General features: G+C 60.8%; 20 protein-coding genes. 5 read left to right on the top strand and 15 right to left on the bottom strand.

Annotated features, from left to right (window positions below; translation table 11 throughout):
* Nucleotides 1-237 precede the first annotated feature (237 nt).
* The 4 genes from LPJGGPFB_RS32310 to LPJGGPFB_RS32295 form a co-directional block, all read right to left on the bottom strand.
* Nucleotides 238-1,263, bottom strand: coding sequence for a BMP family ABC transporter substrate-binding protein (locus LPJGGPFB_RS32310; RefSeq protein ID WP_173424043.1), 1,026 nt, complete (start codon nucleotides 1,261-1,263; stop codon nucleotides 238-240).
* A gap of 108 nt (nucleotides 1,264-1,371) precedes the next feature.
* A complete protein-coding gene (locus tag LPJGGPFB_RS32305) occupies nucleotides 1,372-1,692 on the bottom strand; it encodes an NIPSNAP family protein (RefSeq protein ID WP_173424001.1) in 321 nt (106 codons plus the stop codon).
* A 12-nt stretch (nucleotides 1,693-1,704) separates the two neighbouring features.
* Entirely contained in the window at nucleotides 1,705-3,330 is a 1,626-nt protein-coding gene (locus LPJGGPFB_RS32300; protein WP_173424000.1) for a GMC family oxidoreductase, read from the bottom strand.
* Nucleotides 3,331-3,333: 3 nt separating this feature from the next.
* The gene (locus tag LPJGGPFB_RS32295; protein ID WP_173423999.1) at nucleotides 3,334-4,161 is read right to left on the bottom strand and encodes a uracil-DNA glycosylase family protein; all 828 of its coding nucleotides are present in this window, start codon (nucleotides 4,159-4,161) and stop codon (nucleotides 3,334-3,336) included.
* A gap of 257 nt (nucleotides 4,162-4,418) precedes the next feature.
* Here LPJGGPFB_RS32295 and LPJGGPFB_RS32290 point away from each other — a divergent pair, with 257 nt between their 5' ends.
* From LPJGGPFB_RS32290 to LPJGGPFB_RS32280, 3 genes are all read left to right on the top strand, one after another.
* Complete coding sequence (locus LPJGGPFB_RS32290) at nucleotides 4,419-5,063, top strand: TetR family transcriptional regulator C-terminal domain-containing protein (RefSeq protein WP_173423998.1); 645 nt, start codon at nucleotides 4,419-4,421, stop codon at nucleotides 5,061-5,063.
* 194 nt (nucleotides 5,064-5,257) lie between these two features.
* The gene (locus LPJGGPFB_RS32285) at nucleotides 5,258-7,156 is read left to right on the top strand and encodes a potassium transporter Kup (RefSeq protein WP_173423997.1); all 1,899 of its coding nucleotides are present in this window, start codon (nucleotides 5,258-5,260) and stop codon (nucleotides 7,154-7,156) included.
* A gap of 72 nt (nucleotides 7,157-7,228) precedes the next feature.
* Nucleotides 7,229-8,194 (top strand): magnesium and cobalt transport protein CorA, encoded by a 966-nt coding sequence (locus LPJGGPFB_RS32280; protein WP_173423996.1) that lies wholly within the window; start codon nucleotides 7,229-7,231, stop codon nucleotides 8,192-8,194.
* A gap of 51 nt (nucleotides 8,195-8,245) precedes the next feature.
* Here the strand turns inward: LPJGGPFB_RS32280 and LPJGGPFB_RS32275 are convergent, their stop codons facing one another.
* Together LPJGGPFB_RS32275 and gspD are read right to left on the bottom strand one after the other, a co-directional pair.
* Nucleotides 8,246-8,824 (bottom strand): A24 family peptidase, encoded by a 579-nt coding sequence (locus LPJGGPFB_RS32275; protein WP_327795834.1) that lies wholly within the window; start codon nucleotides 8,822-8,824, stop codon nucleotides 8,246-8,248.
* Nucleotides 8,824-10,833 (bottom strand): type II secretion system secretin GspD, encoded by a 2,010-nt coding sequence (gene gspD / locus LPJGGPFB_RS32270; protein ID WP_234903178.1) that lies wholly within the window; start codon nucleotides 10,831-10,833, stop codon nucleotides 8,824-8,826. Before gspD ends, LPJGGPFB_RS32275 begins: the two co-directional genes overlap by 1 nt.
* A gap of 310 nt (nucleotides 10,834-11,143) precedes the next feature.
* Between gspD and LPJGGPFB_RS32265 the strand changes: the two genes are divergently transcribed.
* On the top strand, nucleotides 11,144-12,838 hold the full coding sequence (locus LPJGGPFB_RS32265; protein ID WP_173423995.1) for a GspE/PulE family protein: 1,695 nt from the start codon (nucleotides 11,144-11,146) through the stop codon (nucleotides 12,836-12,838).
* Here the strand turns inward: LPJGGPFB_RS32265 and LPJGGPFB_RS32260 are convergent, their stop codons facing one another.
* From LPJGGPFB_RS32260 to LPJGGPFB_RS32220, 9 genes are read right to left on the bottom strand one after another with little or no spacing between them, the layout of a single operon-like run.
* The gene (locus LPJGGPFB_RS32260) at nucleotides 12,839-13,291 is read right to left on the bottom strand and encodes a hypothetical protein (RefSeq protein WP_173423994.1); all 453 of its coding nucleotides are present in this window, start codon (nucleotides 13,289-13,291) and stop codon (nucleotides 12,839-12,841) included.
* Complete coding sequence (gene gspM, locus LPJGGPFB_RS32255; RefSeq protein WP_173423993.1) at nucleotides 13,288-13,854, bottom strand: type II secretion system protein GspM; 567 nt, start codon at nucleotides 13,852-13,854, stop codon at nucleotides 13,288-13,290. Before gspM ends, LPJGGPFB_RS32260 begins: the two co-directional genes overlap by 4 nt.
* Nucleotides 13,851-14,906, bottom strand: coding sequence for a PilN domain-containing protein (locus LPJGGPFB_RS32250; protein ID WP_173423992.1), 1,056 nt, complete (start codon nucleotides 14,904-14,906; stop codon nucleotides 13,851-13,853). The genes gspM and LPJGGPFB_RS32250 overlap by 4 nt, the downstream gene beginning before the upstream one ends.
* Nucleotides 14,907-14,922: 16 nt before the next feature.
* Nucleotides 14,923-15,732: a type II secretion system minor pseudopilin gene (locus LPJGGPFB_RS32245; protein WP_234903177.1), complete on the bottom strand. Its 810-nt coding sequence runs from the start codon at nucleotides 15,730-15,732 to the stop codon at nucleotides 14,923-14,925.
* Between the two features lie 58 nt (nucleotides 15,733-15,790).
* Nucleotides 15,791-16,456, bottom strand: coding sequence for a PulJ/GspJ family protein (locus tag LPJGGPFB_RS32240; protein WP_173423990.1), 666 nt, complete (start codon nucleotides 16,454-16,456; stop codon nucleotides 15,791-15,793).
* Nucleotides 16,453-16,866 (bottom strand): prepilin-type N-terminal cleavage/methylation domain-containing protein, encoded by a 414-nt coding sequence (locus tag LPJGGPFB_RS32235; protein ID WP_173423989.1) that lies wholly within the window; start codon nucleotides 16,864-16,866, stop codon nucleotides 16,453-16,455. The genes LPJGGPFB_RS32240 and LPJGGPFB_RS32235 overlap by 4 nt, the downstream gene beginning before the upstream one ends.
* A 10-nt stretch (nucleotides 16,867-16,876) precedes the next feature.
* Entirely contained in the window at nucleotides 16,877-17,353 is a 477-nt protein-coding gene (locus LPJGGPFB_RS32230; RefSeq protein ID WP_173423988.1) for a prepilin-type N-terminal cleavage/methylation domain-containing protein, read from the bottom strand.
* On the bottom strand, nucleotides 17,322-17,786 hold the full coding sequence (gene gspG / locus LPJGGPFB_RS32225) for a type II secretion system major pseudopilin GspG (protein ID WP_173423987.1): 465 nt from the start codon (nucleotides 17,784-17,786) through the stop codon (nucleotides 17,322-17,324). The genes LPJGGPFB_RS32230 and gspG overlap by 32 nt, the downstream gene beginning before the upstream one ends.
* 5 nt (nucleotides 17,787-17,791) lie before the next feature.
* Nucleotides 17,792-18,922 (bottom strand): type II secretion system F family protein, encoded by a 1,131-nt coding sequence (locus LPJGGPFB_RS32220; protein WP_234903176.1) that lies wholly within the window; start codon nucleotides 18,920-18,922, stop codon nucleotides 17,792-17,794.
* Nucleotides 18,923-19,289: 367 nt separating this feature from the next.
* Between LPJGGPFB_RS32220 and LPJGGPFB_RS32215 the strand changes: the two genes are divergently transcribed.
* The gene (locus tag LPJGGPFB_RS32215; protein ID WP_173423985.1) at nucleotides 19,290-21,611 is read left to right on the top strand and encodes a multicopper oxidase family protein; all 2,322 of its coding nucleotides are present in this window, start codon (nucleotides 19,290-19,292) and stop codon (nucleotides 21,609-21,611) included.
* Nucleotides 21,612-21,883: the final 272 nt, after the last annotated feature.

Here is a 21,883-nt window from a genome sequence, read left to right as displayed (position 1 = left end):
AGAGCATGGGTTCACGGGTCATCAACAGGAAGGAAGACGATCCGCGAACGTCCGTCGATCTTCCCCCAACGGGAGAGACCAACGCCGGTTTTCCGCCAAGGCTCCGCGCCGACCCGACGGGCCGGCGTGGAACACCGTGCGTTCAGAAGAACGCAATGAGGAAGCTCTAGTACTTTGATTCTAGAGCATCTTATCCGCCTTTAGCGATTCCGCTTCAAAGCGGGATGCTCCAGTGGCTCAGAGCGTGGTGTTGAACGGAACCTTGATGGACCCATCCAGAATACCGGCACGCGCCTTTTCGACCTCAACAAGCGCCTCTTTCGCCCTGGCGTTCAGTTCAGCCGGTCCCTGTTCGGCAAAGACGGGCGAAAGTATGAAGTCGATGACGCCGGTGCCAAGGCCAGTATGCTCATGCGTGCCGCCCTTCCAATCGGAACCGACGGCCTTGCCTGCCTCGTTGTAGAGCGAAACACCGAAATCGAGACCGACGATGGAGATGAGCGATTTCGGGCCGAGTGCGTACTGTCCCGGCGCAAGGCAGCTCACCATGCGGCCTTCCTTTTCGTTGGCGGCGGCAATGATGCCGCCATCGGTGGCAGCGGCATCCGTCTGGATGTAGTCGATGCCGTCATTGTACATCTGGGTGGCGATTTCCTGACCCTTTGCAGGATCCTGGAACGAGCCGGCGAAGGCGGCAACGACGCTGGCATCCGGCTTGATCGAGTGCACGCCAGCCTTGAAGGCATTGAAATCGGCGTTGAGCGGCGGGATTGAAACGCCGCCGATGAACCCGGTCTTGCCTGTTGTCGTCATCTTCGCGGCAAAGACGCCGGAGAGATAGCAGCCGAGATAATAGTCATAGGATACCGTCACCACGTTCGGGATCGCCGGCTCGAAGGGGTCGGCGAACAGCTGGATCCACTTGGTGTTGGGGTAGGACGGTGCCAGCGCCTTGAAGGGCTCGGCCACTTCGTTGAAGGTGGAGATGATGATCTGGGCACCGGCGTCGCCGAGCGTGCGGTAGATGGTCTCGTAGGTCGCGGGATCCTGCGCATAGATGGCGCGGTGTTCAAAGCCCTTTTCTTCCGACAATTGCTTGAGCTTGGCAATCATCTGATCGACCGGACCGTTGTCGCCGGCCGCCTGCGTGTGAACCAGCGCGACCAGCCCGCCCGATGCACGCGCAAATTCCGGCATGATGCTTGCGGCAAAGCCGAGCGCTGCTGCGCCCGCGCTTGCCTGCAGGAATGTGCGGCGATGCATGATGTGTTGTGAAGCCTTGTCAGTCATGATCGTTCCCTCTTTTGTTGATTGTCTTGTGTCATGCGTATTCCGACGTGCGCGGGCAATACCGGCGCGCGCCCGGTCGTCTCAAAGGGGCGGTGAATAGGCGGCGGGGTTCATGATCATCACCTCCTGCTTCTGGATCGCATCGAGCGCCCAGACTTCGGAGATGAATTTTTGCCAATCCGGATCGGCGTACATGGCCGACCGGCGCGCCTCGCGGTCGGCAAGGCTGTCATAGGCCCACATCAGAACAGTGGTGTGGAGCGTCCCGAGCTCCGAGACATAGAGACCGACGAATTTGTTGAGGTGGCGCTTCTGCACCGGAAGGCCGTCGGCCTCGTATTTCTTCATCCACTTGTCGACCGTGCCGGGCTTGAACGTGTAGGTGCGGTGTTCGAGGATCATCGGATCACTTCCTTAGCTGTTCAGGATCAGTTCGGCGCATTTCTCGCCGATCATGATGGCGGGCGCGTTGGTGTTGCCGCTGGCGATGATCGGCATGATCGAGGCGTCGGCGACGCGCAACCCTTCGATGCCGTGGACCTTGAGCTGCGCATCCACCACTGCCATGGGGTCGTTGCCCATCTTGGCTGTGCCAACAGGATGGAACGTCGTCATCGCCGTGGCGCGCAGCCAGCGGGTCAGCCCGGCATCGTCGAGCGCTTCCGGACCGGGCGCCAGTTCCTTGCCGCGATAGCGGTCGAATGCCTTCTGGCCGACGATGTCGCGCGTCAGCCGGATGCCGTCGATCATCGTGCGGATGTCGAAATCGGACTGCAGGTAATTCGCCTGAATCCTCGGCTTGTCTGTCGGGTTCGCCGACCGCAGCGTGATCTCGCCGCGGCTCGCCGGATTGACGGGGCCGACGCGGATGGTGAAGCCGTGATCCGCCTCCACCGCCCGCTTCTTGGCGAAGGGATTGGGGAAATGCAAGTTGGCTGTCTTTTCCAGCGCCGGCATGAAATGCAGCTGGATATCGGGCGAGACCAGGCCGTCGTTCGAGCGGACGAAGGCGCCTGCCTCGTAGGGGAAGGTTGTCGTGATGCCCTCCCCGAACAGCATGCCTTGCGCGACGGCGGGAATGAGCTTGTCGGCGCGCAGGTCACCGAACAGCGTGACCGGTTCACGGCATTCCCAGCTCATGACGCAGTCGACGTGGTCCTGGAGGTTCTTGCCGACCCCGGGAAGGTCGAGCAGAGGCTTGATGCCAAGCGCGCTTAACTCGTCCGCCGGTCCGATACCGGACAGCAGCAGCGCCTTCGGCGAATTGACGACGCCCGCTGACAGGATCACTTCGCGCCCTGCCCGCGCGATCCCCGCCCTGCCGTCCTTCAGGTAGCCGACGCCGCAGGCCCGGCCACCTTCGATGATGAGACGCGTCGTCTCGGCACCTGTCAGCACGGTCAGGTTCTTGCGACCGAGCGCCGGGCGCAGGAACGCCCAGGATGTGGACCAGCGCTTGCCTTTGCGAATGGTGAAATCGTAGCGGCCGAACCCTTCCTGGGTGGCGCCATTGAAGTCATCATTCGCTGGATAGCCGGCCTGCAGGCCCGCCTCGCAGAACACGTCCATCAGCGGATTGTGGCCACGGGCACGGCAGACGGTGAGCTCGCCATCGGTGCTGTGAAACGCGTCCTTGCGCTCGATATGCGTTTCCGAGCGCCGGAACGCCGGCAGCACGTCGTCGTAGGACCAGCCAGGCAGGCCAAGTTGTGCCCAGCGGTCATAGTCGTGGCGATTGCCGCGCACGTAAATCATGCCGTTGATGGTCGAGGTGCCGCCCAGAACCTTGCCGCGCGGCCAATAGAGCGAGCGGCCGTTGAGATAGGGCTCGGGCTCCGTGTGATAGTGCCAGTTGTAGATGCCCGAGTGGAAGAGCTTGCCCATCAGCATCGGCAGCCGGAACAGCGGATTGCGGTCCTTGCCACCGGCCTCAATCAAAAGCACGCGGTTTTCAGGGCTCTTCGACAAGCGGTTGGCAAGAACGCAGCCGGCCGAACCGGCACCGACGATGATGAAATCATATTCCGGGCTAGACGCCATGGTTCACCATGCGATGGGACGAGCGCCCATCGCCTCCAGGTAGAGATTGCAGAGAAGGAAGGGGTTTTCCCGGCCGAGCACCTTGTCGGCGAACGCCGGATGCTCGCGCTCGACGCAGGCGACGTTGCCGTTGCGGCCCTCGCGGATACCGGTTTCGGCGAAGATATCGCTTGCGGCCGCACCGAAGCCGAGAAAGACGATCGGCTCGCCCCGCGACAGCAGCATCTCGATGACGCGCAACATCAACGGCCGCCAGAACGGCAGATGTCCGCGCGACTGGTGCGGGTCGATGTCGACGCGAAAGCGCGAGAGCGTCAGCGATGCGTTGAGGAGCAGCACGCCCTCGCCCACCCAGCGGTCGGCGATCGCGCTTGGGCCCTCGAACGATCCTGAAGGATCACACAAAAGCTGCCGGACATCCGGCCAACGGCCGAAGTCCTCACTCAAACTCTCGTCGCCAAGACGCGCGGCGGCGATGAGCTGCATATAGGCGCGGATGCTCTTCGAGAACATCTTGTCCAGCTCGGTCCAGGCGGCGAGATTGCCTGCCTCGAAGGCGCGACCAGTTGCAAAACCCGGCTCCGGATAAGGGTCCTGGCCGAGGATCAGGCAGCGTACGCCGTCAGGCGCAATTCCATCGAAGGCCGCAAGCGCATGCGCGCCTTTCGGTTGACCAGGAAAGATCCTGCCACGACGCGCCGGGAAGATCGGCTCCCAGGCCTCGAAAGTGAGGCCGGCATCGACCCGGTCGAAATCGTCGCCAATGGGCCCGAGCGCATCCTGCCAGGCCTGCGGCAGATCGGCCTCCCAGCCGGCCAGCGTTTCCGCCATTGCCTCTCTCAGTCGTGCCGGCATCACACCGCCCCTCCAACTCGTTGAAAGGAGACTAGACAAAAGCTGACCAAAGTGTCAACTTTCCTGAGGATAAAAAATGACCGAACCGTCAGGTTTTTTTGACCGTATCGTCAGGTTTTATGAAAATGGCGAGCGCTTGCATTTCGCCGGAAAACTCGGAAATTGCGCAAACGGCCTCGCCGCCACGCATGATTGTCTGGTAGGGAGCGGCGGCGAGATGGAGGCGAGATCGCATGGCAAAGGCAGCACGAGATCCGGAGGAACGCATCCGCGAGCGCAATATGCGCCTCATCATCAAGGCCGGGATCGAGATCTTCGCGCGCAAAGGCTTCGACGGCACCCGCATCGCCGAGATCGCCGAAGCCTCGGGCCTGCCCAAGGCCAACGTCTATTACTACTTCTCCTCCAAGGAGGAGATCTACAGGGCCATCGTCGCGCACCTTATCGCCAGTTGGGACGACGCGCTGAAATACATCTCGCCCGAGCGCGAGCCGGCCGAGGCCTTCCGCCTCTATATCAGGGCCAAGCTCGACTACACGCGCAAGAACACCGCGGAATCCCGGCTGTTTGCCAGCGAGATCATCCAGGGTGCCCGGTTCCTGAAGAAGAAGGATCGCGATCATATGCGCCAGGTCACGGATGCACATGTGGCTGTCGTGGAGGGATGGATTGCGGCTGGAAAGATGCTGCCAGTCGATCCACGCCACCTGTTCATCATGCTCTGGGCATCGACGCAATACTATGCCGATTTCGAGCCGATCGCCGCCGACGGCCTGAAGAAGGCACGTCTGAAAGCAGAGGATTACGAGACGGCGGCGATAACGATCACCGAGACGATCCTGAAGGGCATTCTTCCGGCACCCATGCAAGGTTCATAAACATAGCTTTTGATCAGCCGGCGCGCCATGGGTGCTGCGATCGTCTCCAATAGGTCCGGCTAGGCGCCGTCCTTCTTCTGCAATAGCGAGGATATCATCTGTTGTTGCTAGAGCGCACAACACAGATTGCCAGCATTTGCGCATTGCACCATATACTCCCTCCACGACACAGCCGCCGAGTTGCCGGAGACCCCATGACTGCCTTGCGTAACGTAGGTTCCGAACCCCACTCGGAGAAGCGTGACTTTCTTGTCCTCCTCCTCGGCTGCGTCGGTGTTGTCTATGGCGACATCGGAACGAGCCCGCTCTACGCGTTTCGCGAGGCGCTGCGGCCGTTTTCGGCTGATGGCGTGCATCATAATGAGGTCATCGGCCTTATCTCGCTCATGGTCTGGACGCTGACGATCATCGTCACGTTCAAATACGTGCTCTTCTTGTTGCGCGCCGACAACGACGGCGAAGGCGGAACGCTATCGCTTCTCGCCCTCCTGATGAAGAAGACGGGCAGCTTCATGCCCGTTCTCTTCTTCGCGGGACTAATCGGGGCGGCACTGTTCATCGGTGACGCCATGATCACCCCTGCCCTGTCCGTCATGTCGGCGCTCGAAGGCATGAAGCTGGTCACTCCCGCCTTCTCCGGCTACGTGCTGCCGCTGTCCGCCGCCATCATGGTCGCGCTTTTCGCCGTCCAGTCGAAAGGCACCCAGGCGGTCGCAAAATTCTTCGGGCCCATCACGGTCGTGTGGTTTCTCGCCATGGCATGGGGCGGCCTGATCCACATTGGCGACGACTGGACAATCCTCGAAGCGCTCAATCCGATCAACGCCCTCTGGTTCATCACCCATGCGGGCTGGGCGGGCCTGATCGTGCTCGGCGCCGTGTTCCTGACGGTCACGGGAGCGGAAGCGCTCTATGCCGACCTCGGACATTTCGGGCGCAAGCCGATCAGCACAGCCTGGTTCTCGCTCGTTTTCCCCGCATTGGCGCTCAATTACCTCGGCCAGGGCGCGCTGGTGCTTAGCCATCCTGAGGCGATGGCAAACCCATTCTTCCTGCTCTATCCGGACTGGGCCCTTTTGCCGATGGTGATTCTCGCCACCATGGCAACCATCATCGCCAGCCAGGCCGTCATCACGGGCGCGTTCTCGCTCGCACGACAGGCGGTCCATCTGGGCTTCCTGCCGCGCCTGCTGATCAAGTTCACCTCCGAGACCAATACCGGGCAAATCTACGTGCCCGCCGTGAACGTCATGCTGTTTGTCGGCGTGATCGTGCTGATCTTCTCCTTCGGAGATTCGGAATCGCTGGCCACCGCCTATGGCATCTCGGTCACCGGCGCGATGGTCGTGACAACGGTTATGGCTTTCCAGTTTCTGCGCTCCGTCTGGGGATACTCCACGCTTGTGGCGGGGATGCTGCTTTTGCCGCTGCTGGTCATCGAGAGCGTTTTCCTGGTCGCCAACCTGCTCAAGATCCATGACGGCGGTTGGGTACCGGTGGCGCTGGCACTTGCCATCATGCTCATCATGTGGACTTGGACCCGTGGATCCAGAATGCTTCGTGAAAAGACGGCGCGCCACGATATACCGCTGGAGACGTTCATCCGTTCCATAGAGAAATCGACACATGCTCCCCAGACGGTCCGTGGGACGGCGATCTTCTTGACGAGCGTAGGCGACAAAACGCCGGCAGTCCTTCTGCACAACATCAAACACAATCACGTCCTTCACGAGCACAATGTCATCCTGACTGTCCGCACGTCCGAACATCCTTACGTTGCGCAGGAAGACCGGGTGACGCTGACAAAACTTTCGGACAGGTTTGCAAGGCTGGAACTCTGCTTCGGCTTCATGGACGAACCCAACGTTTCCAAGGCGCTCTCGCTTTGCAAGAAGGCAGGATTCAAGTTCGAGATCATGCAGACCTCGTTCTATCTCGGCCGCAGAACCCTTATCAGCGATCCGAACTCGGGTCTGCCCCGTTGGCAGGATCATCTCTATATCGCGCTCGCGGGGCTCGGTATCGATCCGTCGTCGTATTTCAAGCTTCCCGCCAACCGGGTCGTCGAGATCGGCGAACAGGTCACGATTTGATCCTCGGCCCACGGCGGACCTTTGTCCGCCGCGTCATCCGACACGCGATCGAACCATCTTCGGAAAATCTAAATGACAGTCGTCGCCTCCTATTTGTATCGAGCCGGCAAACGTGCAGACGAGGTGCCGCTTGTCGCGACGCCCGTCGACGCCCGGGACGGTGAGTTCATCTGGATCGGGGTGACCGATCCCACTGCGGACGAGATGGCCAATCTCCAGGTAATGTTCGGCCTTCATCCTCTCGCGGTGGAGGACGCTCTCAACGGCATGCAGGTGCCCAAGGTCGACATCTACGGCAATCAACTCTTCGTCGTCATCAAGACGGCCCACCTCGAAGGTGAGAAGATAGCCTACGGGGAAACCTGCATCTTCGTGGGGAAGCGCCATCTGATCTCTGTCCGCCATGGATCGGCCCGTTCTCACCAGGAACTGCGCCAGCAACTCGAGCAGTCGCCGCAGCTCCTTGAGCACGGACCCGACTATGTGCTCCACGGCATCATCGATTTCGTTGTCGACGGCTACCTGCCTATGGTTGAGACCCTTGAGGACAAAATACTCGAGCTTGAGAAGCACGTCCTCATGTCCTTCCTGCAGCCCGAGCAGATCAGGCGCGTCTTCCGTATGCGCCGTCACGTCATCCGGTTCCAGCGCGTGCTCGGTCCGATGGGCGAAGTGGTGGGAAAGCTGAGCCACCTCGACCTGCCCTGCATCGACGACAATGCAAAGCCGTTCTTCAAGGACGTCCATGACCATATCAAGCGTGTGGAGGGGCTGGTCAGCGGCCTTCGCGAAATAATGACGTCCGTCTTCGAAGCCTCGAACCTGCTCGAGCAACAACGCCAGGGCACAATCACAAGACAGCTTGCGGCATGGGCGGCGATCCTCGCTGTGCCGACCGCGATTGCTGGTATCTATGGGATGAACTTCGAACACATGCCCGAACTTGGGACGCGCTATGGCTATTTTGCCGTTCTCGGCGTCATCGCCACTCTCTGCGCCATCCTTTATTGGCGCTTCAAGAAGTCCGGCTGGCTCTAGGATGTTGAGATCGGGCGGTGCGATGTGCCGCCACGCTGCTCTTCAATATGTTCAACTGGCAACAAGTTGCTGGGCTAGGTACCATGTGCCCCAAACTGCCGGGGCTAAAAACGAGGCGAAGGGTATGCGGCGTCCTGCCGGCCAATGCCCGTGCTTCATCGTCGAAACCAACACGAACAACAGGGCGCCCAACGCTGCGCCAAAGACAGCCAATGCGAAATTTTCCCAACCGATCCAAATACCGGCGGCAGCGCCGAGCTTGATGTCACCCAGCCCGAGTCCCTCAATGCCACGAAGCCTGAAGTAAAGCGCTCGTACCAATAGGAGCGCGCCGCCAGTCAATGTCACATCGCGTGCGATCTCGAGAAAAGTGCGCGACGCGTCAACTCGCGCGGGATCGATGCCGGCGAGCCATGCCGCGATACCGATGGCGGCGACCGTGCCATTCATAAAATTGGAAACCCTAAGGCTTCGCCAATCCTGAAGGGCGATGCGTGTCACGCAGGCAGCAAGCAACATCAACAACAATGTTCGCGCGCACTGCAGGGTCGCGAGACCAATCACGAGGGCAGCCATGGTCGCGGCAAAGACAGGAAGCAGATCCGGGTCGATGCGTTTGGACAGCTGCACTACTTCAACGCCCGCGAACCCATGCCCCACATCCGCGCCTGCAATTCCTCTGCAACGCTCTGTGCATCGCGTGAATCGCGGATGACCATCGGCCTGATCATGATCAGCAGCTCGGTCCGCGCGTTCGACCGGTTCTTGCTGCCGAACAGGCTGCCGACATGCTTCAGGCGACTGAGGAAGGGAATACCATCCTTGCCGCGCTCCTGCGTTTCGCTGATCAAGCCGCCGAGTAGCACTGTCTGTCCGTCAAGAACCGATACCGAGCTCGAAATGCTTCTGTTGGAGATGACCGGCGTCAGGCTGTTGTCGCCCGAAGCGGCGTTCGATATTTCCTGGTCGATCCGCATCGCCACCACGCCGTTTTCGGCGATCCTCGGGCGCACGTTCATGATGATGCCCGTGTCCCGGTACTCGACCTGGTTGCTGACCGGGGCGTCGGCGGTTTCGACCGGCACGACGGTACGCGTGATGATCGGGATCTGATCGCCCACCTGGAAACGTGCCACCTCGTTTTCAAGCACTACAAGCGACGGCGACGACAGGATCTGCACATCCGTGATCTTATCGAGCGCGCTGATGATCACATCCGGACTGCTGTTCGCGCCCAGGACGAAATTGAAGCCGGGCACCTCACGGGCAATGTTGTCGGCAAGCGTTTTGAAGAGACCGAACGATCCCTCGTCGGTGCCCAGACCAACCGATTTGCTCTTCACGAAATACTGGACGCCGAAGCGCAGTTCGTCGGTGAGCCGAACCTCCGCCATCGTGACACTGATGGCGACCTGGAGTTGGGGAACGTCGATCCGTGTCAGAGCGGCAAGCACGCGCTTGCGCATCTCGAGGTCGCCGTAGATCACGATCGAGTTGTTGGATGGATCCGAGCGGATGCGAACCGGCTCGGCGCCGAGCTCTGGCTGCAACGAACCGCCGAAGCGCGCCGGGTCGATGTCCACGACGTCCTCGTCGCTGGCTGCCGGCTCCTGTGCGGCCGCTTCATCGGGAGCGGCCTGTTGGTCGGCGGTTTCCGTCTCTTCGTTGGCTGCAAACAGACGCTGCAGAAGTTCTGCGATCTTCGTCGCGTCACGATATTTGACGCGATAGACATGAACGCTTTGTCCGAGGTCTGGGTTCTCTCGGTCAAGACGGCGGACCCAGGTGAGAGCGCGTTCCGTGAGTGCCTTGTTCTGTGAGACCGCCAGAACGGCACGCAATCTCGGCATCGACATGAACTGTATGACGCTGTCGCCATTGCTGCCCTTGCTGGCGAAAATGCGCTCGAGTTCGGGAATGACGGCTTCGGGGCGTGCGTGCTGGAGCGGCAGGACCGCCACCGACTGATCCCTCATCCAGTCGACGTCGAATGCCGTGACCGTCTCCAGCGCCGCTTCGCGGTCGGGCCCGCTGCCGGCGATCAGGATAGCGTTGCGCGTGGTGTCAATCCGCAGCGTCCCTGGACGCGCGCCAAAACCGTCCACGAGCCGCGAAAGCGCCTGCGCCGACACATATCTCAGCGGTACGACCGTGATGCCGAAGCCGGTCGGGCGACCTTTCGTGCTGACCTGACCGGCGATCGAAGATCCGGCCTCGACGATCTGAAAGGCATTGCCGCGCTTAACGAGATCGGCACCATTCATTTCGAGCATCGATTCAAGAATGGACACGAGATCGTCACGAGGGACCGGCCGAGCGGTCGACAGTGTCACCGTCCCGGTTACCTTCGGGTCGATCGTATAGGTCAGACCAAGCGTCTCGCCGAGGATGGCTTGCACGACGTCGCGGAGCTCAGCCCCCTGGAAATTCAGATTGACGCTATCACCGGCCGCACCATCCGCTCCGGCTGGAGCGGCGACAACGCCGAGGCGCGTGGACGAGTATATCGCTGGCTGGCGGGCACCAGCCGATCCCGCGGACGAGTAGCCGAGCGTAGAATTGCTGCCATTTCTGAGTGAGCGCGCCTGCAGGTCCGCGCTTGTCACCGAACCCAGGATCGAGTCGACGTCGTTCCCCAATCGGCCTTCTTCAGGAGCGAGGCAGCCGGGGGAAAGCAGACAGATGCCGAAAAACAAAGCCGTCCGAAGGACTGTCCCGCTAGTGCTCATGTTGTCACGACTGATTCTTGCCTCACTCATGTCGAAGCCTAGCATTTCTGTAACGGATCACTATTATTATCGGCAGCTAATCCACTTCTGGTATCGCGGTTCTTGGGGATAACCGCTTAAGATCCCAGGGGCCGGCATGTATCTGCCTTCGATGTCGACAAGCCGTCAAAGTGGCGGTCGAGTGAGTGGGGCTTTGCTGTAGTGTACTGCGGCGGGACGGATGAATACGGCAACGATTGTAACGCATTTCATTCGCTATCTATTGACGAAAGAGGACCTGGTCGGCCCGGCAGAGAGGCTGTCCCTGGAACGGCTTCTTGTGGAAGCGCCCTCGAACTACACCGTCCTTTGGGAGACCGGGCTGTTGTCCGGGGAGCTGCTCGCCGATGCGATTGCCGATTTTCACAACCTCAATCGCGCAGCATTCAACCGCGTCGAATTTCGTCCGGAATTGACTGAAGATTTGTCGGCGCGGTTCCTTCGTGCCGCATGGGCGATGCCGGCGCTCGAAGGTGAGGCTCGTTTGCTCGTCGTTGCCGATCCCAGTCGAAACGACGCGATCGACGCTGCCTTGGCGGCACTTGGCCGTCAGGTGGAGTTGCGGATCGCGACGTTCGAGGAAATGGCGATGCTCTTCGAGCGCATGCTTTCGAGGGAACCGGCCAAGGACGCAAACACAGAGCGCTCGACGTCGCCTGTTGCTGGCGATCGGAACGAGGAGGATCTCGATCGCCTCCACGATATCGCCAGCGGCGCGCCGATCGTTCGGGCCGTGGATCAATTGCTCGAAACAGCGCTCAGTCTATCGGCGACGGACCTTCACATCGAACCTCAACCTGACGGCGTAAGGCTGAGGATGCGCGTCGATGGGATGCTGCGCACGATGCAGCCGCTTTCAAACGAGATTGCGCGCGGCGTCATCTCGCGTATCAAGATCCTGGCAGGCTTGAATATTGCCGAACGCAGGCTGCCGCAGGACGGGCGCGCACGTATCCTGATCAACTCGACGCGCGCTGACTTCCGGGTGGCGACAATGCCGACGTTGCACGGAGAAGCGCTGGTCGTGCGCATCCTCGTCAAAGGCGCCGAAGCCCTTGATCTTTCTCGCCTGGGCATGTCGTCGCGTGATTACTCCGTTCTTCATACGCAACTGGCCGAGCCTCATGGCCTCGTTGTCGTGGCCGGCCCGACCGGCTGCGGCAAGACGACCACCCTGACCGCTGCATTGTCCACTCTGAACAGCCCCGAACGCAAGATCATGACGATCGAAGATCCGATCGAGTATCAGATGGCGGGGGTCAGCCAAACTCAGGTCAAGCCATCGATAAACCTGACATTTGCCAATGCGATGCGATCGTTCCTTCGTCAGGACCCCGACGTCATGATGGTGGGTGAGATGCGCGACAGCGAAACCGCCTCGATCAGTCTTCAGGCAGCATTGACTGGCCATCTGGTTCTAACGACCCTGCACACCAATAGCGCGGCAGACGCCATCATAAGGTTGATGGATCTGGGCGTCGAAACATTCCTTCTGGCATCCGCACTGCGTTGCGTCATTGCTCAGCGCCTGGTCAGAAAATTGTGCGAGCGTTGCAAGGCGCCGATCGAGGACATGGCGCCCGCCGCGTCGACATCTGCGGCGCGCCAGCGCTTTATCAAACGCCCCGGTGACACATGCTTTCGCGCGGTCGGTTGCTCCTATTGCGGCGACAGCGGCTATCGCGGACGCGTTGGAATATTTGAGGTCCTGCCCGTCGACAGCGAGATTACCGCTTTGATCCGCAAGGATGCCGATCCTCAGAAGATTCAGACCGTCGCCGTCCAGGCAGGCATGACAACCATGCTGGAAGATGGGCTCTCGAAATACCGGCGTGGCGTCACCTCGATCGAAGAGGTTCTGCGCGTGACGGTCTGATCATTGAAGGGGCAGAAACATCTTGTAGTCCCGGCTACGCCCGCTCTGCTCGAAGGCGACGGTGCGGCTGTCGACAATCGAGAGGTTCCAGTTCTGAAATTTCTCGCCGTCCTTGAGGCGATGAATCTGGCCACTTGCGGCATCCTGCAGAAGGGCTTGCTGACTGTCTGCTGTCGATATGATGCCGACGAGCTTGAGCTCTGGCGGGGCGTCCGGCACGATCTCAACGTTCGTGGCTGCAACCGGCGCTGGCGTGTCCACCGTCTCGGAGACGGTGGGAGGCTGCCGCGCCGGCGTGAACAATGGACGCAATCGCGTTGCCTCCAGCCTGTCGAGGCTCACACCTCGAAGCCAGGGAGCCTCGTCGGATGATGGGGATTGGGACGACGCCGTGCCTGCGAGAAGCAAGGCGACGGCGATGACCGACAAGCGCGAAGCCGGAAGGCGCGTCATCGTTCAGCCCTCCGCCAATAGCCTTCGACGAGCGCCAAAACGCGCAATGTCGGTGATGCATGGAGCGCCTCTTCGTCGGACGCCAGGCTCTCGATATTGATGGATTTGAAGACAAGCGCTGTCGGATTGGTCTCGGTGGCGAACAGTATCTTCTGAAGAGGTTCGATGGTGCTGTGGAATAGAATCCGCATTTCGACGGTGCCGCCGGCCGGGTCGTCCTCTTCGGACGCGACGAATTCGAACTGCGAGACCACAGCACCGTTCTGGCCGATGATATCAGTGACGAGCCTCTGAAGCTCGGCGCCGGCGATCGCGGGCGTGTTTCCCTGCAAATAGACGCGTGCGCTCGTGCTGTCGCCTTCGCTTCCCGCGCCGCCGCCAAGCGCAGATAGCCTGGATTTGAGTGTTTCAGCCAGGGCCGTGTCGTTCCTGCTCTGCTCGCCAAGACGAGACACGACAGTCGCACTCCACGCAGCCGTCAGGACCGGCAGCACCACCAGACAGGAAAGCGCAGCAACCGTTGCTGCCGTGACACGTCGCGCGCTGGCGCTTGATGCGCTCATGGCCGGCCCTTTTCCGAGAGATGCGCCAGGATCTCGAACCGCTCCAGTTTGCTGTCGTTGTCGCGAACGATCGGCGCGGAAAAACCGGCGCCCTCCAACATATCTGAACCTTCGAGCAGGCTGATCAAATCGGCAGCGTTTGTGGAAAGCCCTGTAACGCGGACATTACGGTCCTCCACGTCGAGAGCCGTAAGGTAAGTGGTGTCCGGAACGCGGCTGGAGAGCTCTTCCAGCAGCAAGACCATGGGAACGGCGTCCCATTTACGCGCCACGTCGAGCCCGGGATCGTTCGTCGCTTCCGCCTCCTTGCGAGCCGTCTCGACGGCGCCACGGAGGCTTGCAAGAGACGCCTCGATACGGGCCGTTTCGGCGACAGCGTGATTGACGCTCCAGCCAGCGCAGGCCAGCAGGGCCACACCGGCGGCTGCGAGCAGGCTAAGGCAAACCAGGGCGTTGTGCCGTCGCCTCGCGCGCACCGCCGCCTTGGCGCCCGGCAAAAGATTGATCGCGCTTGGGCGATCCGACGGGTCCGACGCAAGCCCCACAACGACGGGGGTAATGCCGACGGACTGGAAGGGCTCGATTGCGCTGCGCACCGCGGTCAGCGACGTCGCGACAAGCCGCACGTCGAACTGGCCTGAAAACCGGGCGGCCTCGCTCTCCTGGATGTCGTAGTCGTACACCATCTTCTCTGACGGCCACGGCATGATCTGCTCGACCTGATGGCGGATGATTGCCTCGATGTGGCCACGGCTCGCCGCGGGCAGCCGCAAGGAACGCACCACAACTCCGTCACCCGCCAGACGCAGCTCAACCGGGCGTGTACCGACTATCTTGTTCAGCCACCCGTCGCGCAGGTCGGCGCGCTTACCATCTGCCTTGTGCGCGGGTCGGGAGCGGCCGACGCGATAGCAGGCAAGCTTCGTCCCTTCATCGACAAGAAGAAATGTCCCGCGCGCTGTGCGCGGGATACCCATCGTCGCCTGCCACGACGTCATCTCGTCGAGAAGTACCGCCATCGCGCGCTTGAAGTATGCGCCAAGAGCACTCATCCATTCCGCCCCGCCATCAACGGGCCCCCCGACCAGCAGGCGCCCAGTCGTACACAGCATAGCCTTTCGCTTCGTCTTCGGCATCCGCTATGATGACGTGAGCAGCACTTGTTCTGCCACTTTCGCTGCGAACAACGACGTCAAGCCGATACACTTTTGGTGCCTCCAGCGTGACGAAGCTGTCGTACCGCTGCGACAGCTCTCGCAGTTCGCCATCTTCACCTTCTGCACCAGGCGCTTCAACAGATCTCAAGGCGGAGGCATCCGCATTGCTCATCTCGGGTATCGCCATCAAGACACGGCGTGAGGTTGCAGCTGGATAGAGCAGGCCCGTGCGGTTGTAGACAGTGACAAACGGTTGAAGACGCACATAGTCGGCTTCGCTCAAACCACGAACGAAGCGCAACTCGTTTACGGACTGGAACGCGACATTGGCCGGGAGACCGATTGCATCGCTTGCCAAATAGTCCGTCCGCTCGGCGCCGCCCGTCGTTCTTTCATCGTCCTCGTCACGCCAGTCGACGACCCGGGCGGCGAACGACCTGGGTGAAAGCGACTGCCCTCCTGCCGCCTTGAATACACCCTCCAGCAATTCGCGTGGTGACGCATTGAGATCGACCCGTCCGGCCTCCGCCGAAACATGCAAGATGACGCTACCGCTCGGCAGGCGAATTGTCCTGCCGTCCACCGATGCGGCGTCGACATCCGCAAGGAAGAGAAGATACCCGGCCGCTGCAACGCCGCTCTCCATAAGGTTCTCCATCACGAGGTCGTCGGCGCCGAGCTTCGTCAACACAAGCGCCGGCCTCGACAACAGCACCAGCATCGACACGATCGCTGCGAGCAGACCGCTGACAACAAGAACGGCGAGCGTGGCAAATCCGTCATCGCGTCGCATTGCCACCTCCCGCGCACGATTCTCCGTCGCGACAGGCCGACGGCGAGTCGACGTGCGGCGACATCATCAGCGTCAGCGGTTGCCGCCGTTCGTCAGACCTGTCCCAGATCTCCAGCCGAACAATGTCGGGGAGCTTCGGCTGCCCAATCCAGGATCCAGTCCAGATGGTTCCGCGCTCAGTCGTTTCGGCGAAGGAAAAGCGCCAACGCCACGCCCCTTCGAATATCGCGATCGGTGCGGATGCTCGGGCTCGTTCGAAGGTCACCTGCCCGGGAACCCGTATCGCCGACGACCTCAAGAGTGCTGGCGGCCTGGACCTCACCGCAATCCACACCAACTGATCCGGCTCAAGCTGCGGATCGGTTCGCGTGGCGAACCCGAGCGCCTCGCCGCTGCCGTAGAACAGGAGCGGCGCATTCGCTTCCGTTCCCGTCTTGACTGCAGCGATCTGCGCAAAATCCCTTCGCATTGCGGCAAGGCCGGTCGCAAGCTCTTCAAGCGTGGCTGCACCTTGCGAAGCGGCGGCGGACGACCGTGTTACGAGCGAAACCGTGAGTATGAGTGCGTGCAGGACCAGCGCGGTTAGCATCAGCACGACCAGCGCCTCAAGGAGTGCGAAGCCTTCGTCTTTCCGTGCGCGGACACTGTTCATTGGCCGCCTCCGACCAAAAGACGGTCAACAGCTAGGACGCGCGACGCGGAGACCTCGACGTTAAGCCTTGCTTCAAGCAGCACGCGACCGTTGCTCGGCGGCGCGTCGGCGACCGCAGCTGGCGCGACAACCACGCGCCATCGGTGTCCCCGCAACACGCCCGAAAAAGTTCCCGGCCGCATGCGACCGCTTCGTAGCTCCCCCGCCAAAACTTCTTCGGCGACCAGTCTCGCCTCCAGCCAGGCACGGGAGTGGCCGATCGACGTCCGGGCGGATACAAGACTGCGAGGAACGACCGAGACCACGGCCGCAAGGATTGCGACGGCAACCAGAACCTCCAACAGGGTGAACCCCGCGTCGGAACGGCGCTCGTCTTCGGGTCTATTGGGTTGGACAACGAGCGGGATCATCGAGGCATCCTCAGTCAATCTCCGACAGCATGACGCCTGACGTCAGCGGGTTGACCGTTATGCGATAAGTCAGGTTGCTCCCCGTAATGCTCAATACGCCGCCGAGCGCGCGCCCATCCTCCAGAAAGACAAACCCAAGACGATCGGCCGATCGCAGACGGCCGGAACTCACGATCCTCATCGTCGTTCCTTCGGGCAAAACCACCTGTCGACCCGAAGCCCCCGAGGAAACCGTCCTGCGTTGCGGGTCGACGGAACACAGGATCGGTCGTCCCTGTTCCATCGCCGTGTTCCTGCCGTGCCGCAAAAGTGCGGCGATCTCGGCTGTGCGTACCTTCAGGCCGATGGCGCGGCTCGCCCGCGTCAGGAATGGAAACGACATTGCCGCTACAAGCGCTACGATGACGAGCGCAGCCAGGATCTCGAGCAACGCAAATCCGCTGTCGTATGCCGCGTCATTGCTGGATGGCGATGTCGGCCGCACCATCGGCGCCCCCCTCGACGCCGTCGGCGCCATAAGAGATGATCTGCGGCCTCCCCTTGTCACTGATCCGATATTGATACGGGTTACCCCACGGATCGAGCGGCACGGATGCCTGCTGGATGTAGGGACCTTTCCAGCGCTTGATCGAAGCACCGTCCACCAGCGCATCCAGGCCCTCCCGTTCGGTCGGGTAGCGCGCCACGTCGAGATAGAAGAGATCGAACGCCGAGGTGAGAGCCTCGATCTGGAGCTTTGCCGCGCGGACACGCGCTTCGGAGAGATATCCGAGCACCCGCGGCGCGGCGATGCCGGCGACGAGGCTGAGGATGATCAGAACAACCAGCAACTCGAGCAGCGTAAATCCGCCTTCTCCCTCGTCGTGCCTCTGTCGGCAGGCGTTACGTTTGGGTGGGGTCGTGCGACGGAGTGTTTTCATCGGGGTCACAGCAGCAATTCGTTCAGACTGAGCAAGGCGGTGATCACCGAGACGATGATCCAGGCGATGAAGGCGCTGATTGCCAACAGCACGATCGGACCCGCTATCGCGGTGGCGCGCGCGATCGATCGGTCGAGTTTCGTTTCATAGTAGGTTGCGACCCGCCATGCCGCCTTGTCGGCCTCTCCGATTGTTTCGCCGACGCGCATCATCTGCAGGCCGTAGGCAGGCAGAAAGTCAGTGCGCGTGAGCGCATCGGTAAGGCGGCTCCCGTCGCGGACGTCAGCGAGAACTCCCGCTACGAGGTTGGCGGAGCTCGTATCCCGCATGAGATCTCGGATAAGCCGGAGTGCAGTCGGAAGGTCGACGCCGCTTCTGCTCAGCATCGCAAGCGTCGAACAGAAGACGACGGCGCGCTGCTGCATGAGCAGGGTGTCGAACCCAGGGATGTGGCGAAGCAGGGAGATCAAGGCCGCTTTTACCTTGTCGCTGCGGGCTCCGATGATGCCGGCGCCGGCCAGAGCCACTCCTGCGAACGCCAAAAATGTCCTGTGTCCGACGGCAATGCGTGACAGCGTGAACACCAAAGGTTCCGATCCGCGCGACGCGTTGCCCGTTTCGACAAGAGCTTGATCGAACTGTGGAACCACGACGATGAGCACAAAGAAGAACACGCCGATCGCGGCAAGCAGCAGAAGGCAGGGATAGGCAAGTGCTGCGGCCAGCCGACGGTTGAGTTCACTCTGACGCCGCCGGTCCTGAGCAATCACCTGCAGGGTTGCGTCGAGATTGCCGGCGACTTCCGCGACCTCCACCATTTTGACGTAGGTTCTCGGGAAGGCCTTGGGGTAAGCGGCAATCGCCTCGCCAAGACTGTGCCCTTTCGATATCACTTCCCACATCGAATAGACGATGCCGGAAAGCGCCCGGCGTTTGGTCGATTGATAGATGATCTGAAGAGCCCGATCCAAGGCAACGCTGCCGGAAAGCAGGGCCGCGAGATCCTCGGTCAGCGCCGTTACATCTTCGTATGAAGGCCCACTGCCCGTGAGGATAGGGGCGTGCCGTGCGGAGGTGGATCGGCTCACCTCTTCTATGTCTATCGGCAGAAGCGATCTGCGCTCCAACTCAGTCATCATCATGCTGCTTGAAGCCGCGTCCAGATAGCCCTCTAGTATGTGTCCGGACTGGTCGATAGCCCGATACCGAAAGCTCGGCATAACCATTCACCACCATCGGAGTTCTGTATGCCGACAAAGACTCAACCTTGGCGATAAGGCCGGATCGAATACTAAGCCCAAGGTAATTATAAGAGAATGTCGGATATCCTCAACAGAGAAACATTGGAAAACCGGCAGACTGGAACAAATCGTTCGATCTAAGTCGGAATATTCATAAGACTAAAGTCTGCTCTAATCATTGTGATCACAAGTGTCGGGGCGTATTATTTTGTTGAAATCCAAATCGGAGGACCATGGGCTACATTTTATAGGGGCGGATTAAATGTACATCTCCAACGATGCGTCGCGGGCGCGACAAAGAGAAGCGCAGCTCGCACGGGAAAACCGTGCCGAGATTGCAAGAGCGATCAACCAGGAACAGGTGACACGTCGCGAGCTGTTGCGATGGGGCATCTTCACCGCGAGCGGAATGCTCGCGATGAAAAACGGGCTCAGTCCCTTTGCGAAGAGCGCCTATGCGGCGGTACCCACCGGGGCGCCGCGCACACCGCTTTTCGGCGTCAAGAAGTTCTCACAACCCATGTATCGTCTGCACCTGCTCAACCCCGTGCCGATGACGCGCACGTCGCAGGGTCATGCGGCGTTTCCTGCACATCTGGCTGAACGGCCGGCGAAGCGACTGTCCTATCACACCGACTTTTCGGCCGATCCGACAAACAGGCAATTCATCAATCCGCGGACCTACCGTGGTCCGATCGAAGGGCGCCCTCCGGGAGAGATCTTCGCGCATCAGCGCTGGGACGAGTACTTCCCCAAAGTGGGTTACATCATGAGGCTCGGACAAATTGCGCAAGGCGGGGGTGGATACTTCCACGACCACTTCCCGCTGCAGCAGCCAGACAGCGTCTGGTGTTATGGTGGCGGCAGGACCGGCGAATGCAATCTGCCTCCGTTCCTGATCAAGGGTCGCTACGGCGAACCCATCATCACGCGGATCTACAATGACCTACCCGCCAACCGGGCACAGAACAACGGCTTCGGCCGCAACGAGACCCAGCTTCACTTCCACAATGCGCACAATGGCGCGGAAAGCGACGGCGCGGCGAATGTGCACCACTTCCCAGGCACGTTCTACGATTACCGCTGGAGCACCACGCTTGCCCGACGCGACAAGATCAACACCCAGGCCACAGATCGGCGGGCGTCAGGCCCGGACGACAGCACCGGCCTCGTCAACGTGCCGGGAGACTTCCGCGAACTGCAGGGATCGTTGTGGGCGCACGACCACCGTTTCTTCTTCACGGCGGAAAACGTCTATAAGGGCAATCTGGGTGCGATCAACTATTACAGCGGCCCTGACCGCGGCAACGAAGAGCTTGCGGACGGCGTCAATCTGCGACTGCCCAGCGGCAAGCTTCTGGGTTGGGGCAACATCGACTTCGACGTCAACCTGGTCTTTTCCGATTGTGTATGCGACGCGTCGGGGCAGCTCTTCTTCGATATTTTCGATACGGACGGAATGGTCGGCGACGTGCCGTTGGTCAATTTCGGCTATGCGCCATTCTTCGAAGTCCTGCCGCGAAAATATCGCTTCCGCATCCTCAACGCCTGCATGTCGCGCTTCCTGAAGCTCGCGCTGGCGGATGCCAAGGGCAATCCCGTGCCGATCAAGTTCATCGCCAATGACGGGAACCTTGTTGTCACACCCCTGACCCTGACCTCCCTCCCCGTCCAAGGCATGGGAGAGCGGTACGATATCGTCGTCGACTTTTCCGGTTTCCGGGTGGGCGACCGGATACGGGTCGTCAATCAGGTCCGCCATGACGATGGGCGCGGGCCCAAGGAGGAACTCAGCCTGGTCAAGGCGATCAAGGGCGACACCAAGGACCCGGTCGTCGGGCCGATGCTTGAGTTCCGGGTGGTTGGTGCCGTCGAAAGCGTCGATGTGCCCGGCGTCATCCACCGTGCCACCGACCCGGACGTCAGCCGCGTTCCGCTGCAACTGACCGAACAGATACCGATCGTAACGCCAGTACGCACCCGGGTCGTCGAGTTCGGCAGATCAGGAGAAGGCGATTCCCGTGGGCCGGACGGGTGCGTTCCCGATTGCGGTGAATACGTCAATTTCCCCTGGACCATTCGTATCAATGGCGAAACGTCGCATTCCATGAATGCCAACCGAATTTCCCTGCTGGTCCCGAAGGCGGGCGAGGTCGAGCACTGGACCTATCGGAACGGCGGCGGCGGCTGGGATCATCCGATTCACCTCCACTTCGAGGAGGGCGTCACCATTTCGCGCAAAGGGCTAAAGCTCGAAGCGACCGAGGCTTTCCAGCGAAAAGATGTCTGGCGGCTGGGTGAAAACGGCAGCGTCACCTTCCAGGTACAGTTTGGTGAGTTCGGAGGATCCTACGTCAACCATTGTCACAACACCATTCATGAGGACTTCGCCATGCTGGCGCGCATCCAGTTGCTGACCGGAGTGGCCGGCTCGCCGCAAACTGCCGTGACCCCGACCCCTAATCCCACCCCGGACGGCGTTGTTTTCACGACTCCGGAGATCATGCCGGAAGGTGCGCCCAAGGGTTGGAGAGACAGTCAGCCGGTTCAGGCAGCGCAGCTCTCAGGCATGGTCACGCCGTAAAGGGTTGGCCGCGCCGGCCAACCAGAGAGACGTTTATCCTCGTTGCGTCAGCCTGGCGCGCGCTCCGCGCCGGCCTGCCTGCTGTTTGGAGATCCATATGAAACGATGGTTGGTCGCCGTCGCGGCGATAACTGCGATCCTCCTGTTCAGTCCAGGCGGACCGGAGGCCAAGAGTTCGCGTTGGGGAAAGGACTATTTCCCCAATGTCGACGTCGTTACTCAGAATGGCGAAAGGGTTCGCTTCTATGACGACCTGATCAAGGACAGGATCG

Source organism: Ensifer adhaerens, from assembly GCF_013283195.1.
GTDB lineage: Bacteria > Pseudomonadota > Alphaproteobacteria > Rhizobiales > Rhizobiaceae > Ensifer > Ensifer adhaerens_G.
This window is presented reverse-complemented; position numbering and strand designations above follow the sequence as displayed.

Coding starts and splice junctions, on each gene's coding strand:
- LPJGGPFB_RS32310 (WP_173424043.1), bottom strand. CDS start 1,263: ATGCATCGCCGCACATTCCTGCAGGCAAGCGCGGGCGCAGCAGCGCTC.
- LPJGGPFB_RS32305 (WP_173424001.1), bottom strand. CDS start 1,692: ATGATCCTCGAACACCGCACCTACACGTTCAAGCCCGGCACGGTCGAC.
- LPJGGPFB_RS32300 (WP_173424000.1), bottom strand. CDS start 3,330: ATGGCGTCTAGCCCGGAATATGATTTCATCATCGTCGGTGCCGGTTCG.
- LPJGGPFB_RS32295 (WP_173423999.1), bottom strand. CDS start 4,161: ATGGCGGAAACGCTGGCCGGCTGGGAGGCCGATCTGCCGCAGGCCTGG.
- LPJGGPFB_RS32290 (WP_173423998.1), top strand. CDS start 4,419: ATGGCAAAGGCAGCACGAGATCCGGAGGAACGCATCCGCGAGCGCAAT.
- LPJGGPFB_RS32285 (WP_173423997.1), top strand. CDS start 5,258: ATGACTGCCTTGCGTAACGTAGGTTCCGAACCCCACTCGGAGAAGCGT.
- LPJGGPFB_RS32280 (WP_173423996.1), top strand. CDS start 7,229: ATGACAGTCGTCGCCTCCTATTTGTATCGAGCCGGCAAACGTGCAGAC.
- LPJGGPFB_RS32265 (WP_173423995.1), top strand. CDS start 11,144: ATGAATACGGCAACGATTGTAACGCATTTCATTCGCTATCTATTGACG.
- LPJGGPFB_RS32260 (WP_173423994.1), bottom strand. CDS start 13,291: ATGACGCGCCTTCCGGCTTCGCGCTTGTCGGTCATCGCCGTCGCCTTG.
- gspM (WP_173423993.1), bottom strand. CDS start 13,854: ATGAGCGCATCAAGCGCCAGCGCGCGACGTGTCACGGCAGCAACGGTT.
- LPJGGPFB_RS32250 (WP_173423992.1), bottom strand. CDS start 14,906: ATGAGTGCTCTTGGCGCATACTTCAAGCGCGCGATGGCGGTACTTCTC.
- LPJGGPFB_RS32245 (WP_234903177.1), bottom strand. CDS start 15,732: ATGCTGGTGCTGTTGTCGAGGCCGGCGCTTGTGTTGACGAAGCTCGGC.
- LPJGGPFB_RS32240 (WP_173423990.1), bottom strand. CDS start 16,456: ATGAACAGTGTCCGCGCACGGAAAGACGAAGGCTTCGCACTCCTTGAG.
- LPJGGPFB_RS32235 (WP_173423989.1), bottom strand. CDS start 16,866: ATGATCCCGCTCGTTGTCCAACCCAATAGACCCGAAGACGAGCGCCGT.
- LPJGGPFB_RS32230 (WP_173423988.1), bottom strand. CDS start 17,353: ATGGTGCGGCCGACATCGCCATCCAGCAATGACGCGGCATACGACAGC.
- gspG (WP_173423987.1), bottom strand. CDS start 17,786: ATGAAAACACTCCGTCGCACGACCCCACCCAAACGTAACGCCTGCCGA.
- LPJGGPFB_RS32220 (WP_234903176.1), bottom strand. CDS start 18,922: ATGACTGAGTTGGAGCGCAGATCGCTTCTGCCGATAGACATAGAAGAG.
- LPJGGPFB_RS32215 (WP_173423985.1), top strand. CDS start 19,290: ATGTACATCTCCAACGATGCGTCGCGGGCGCGACAAAGAGAAGCGCAG.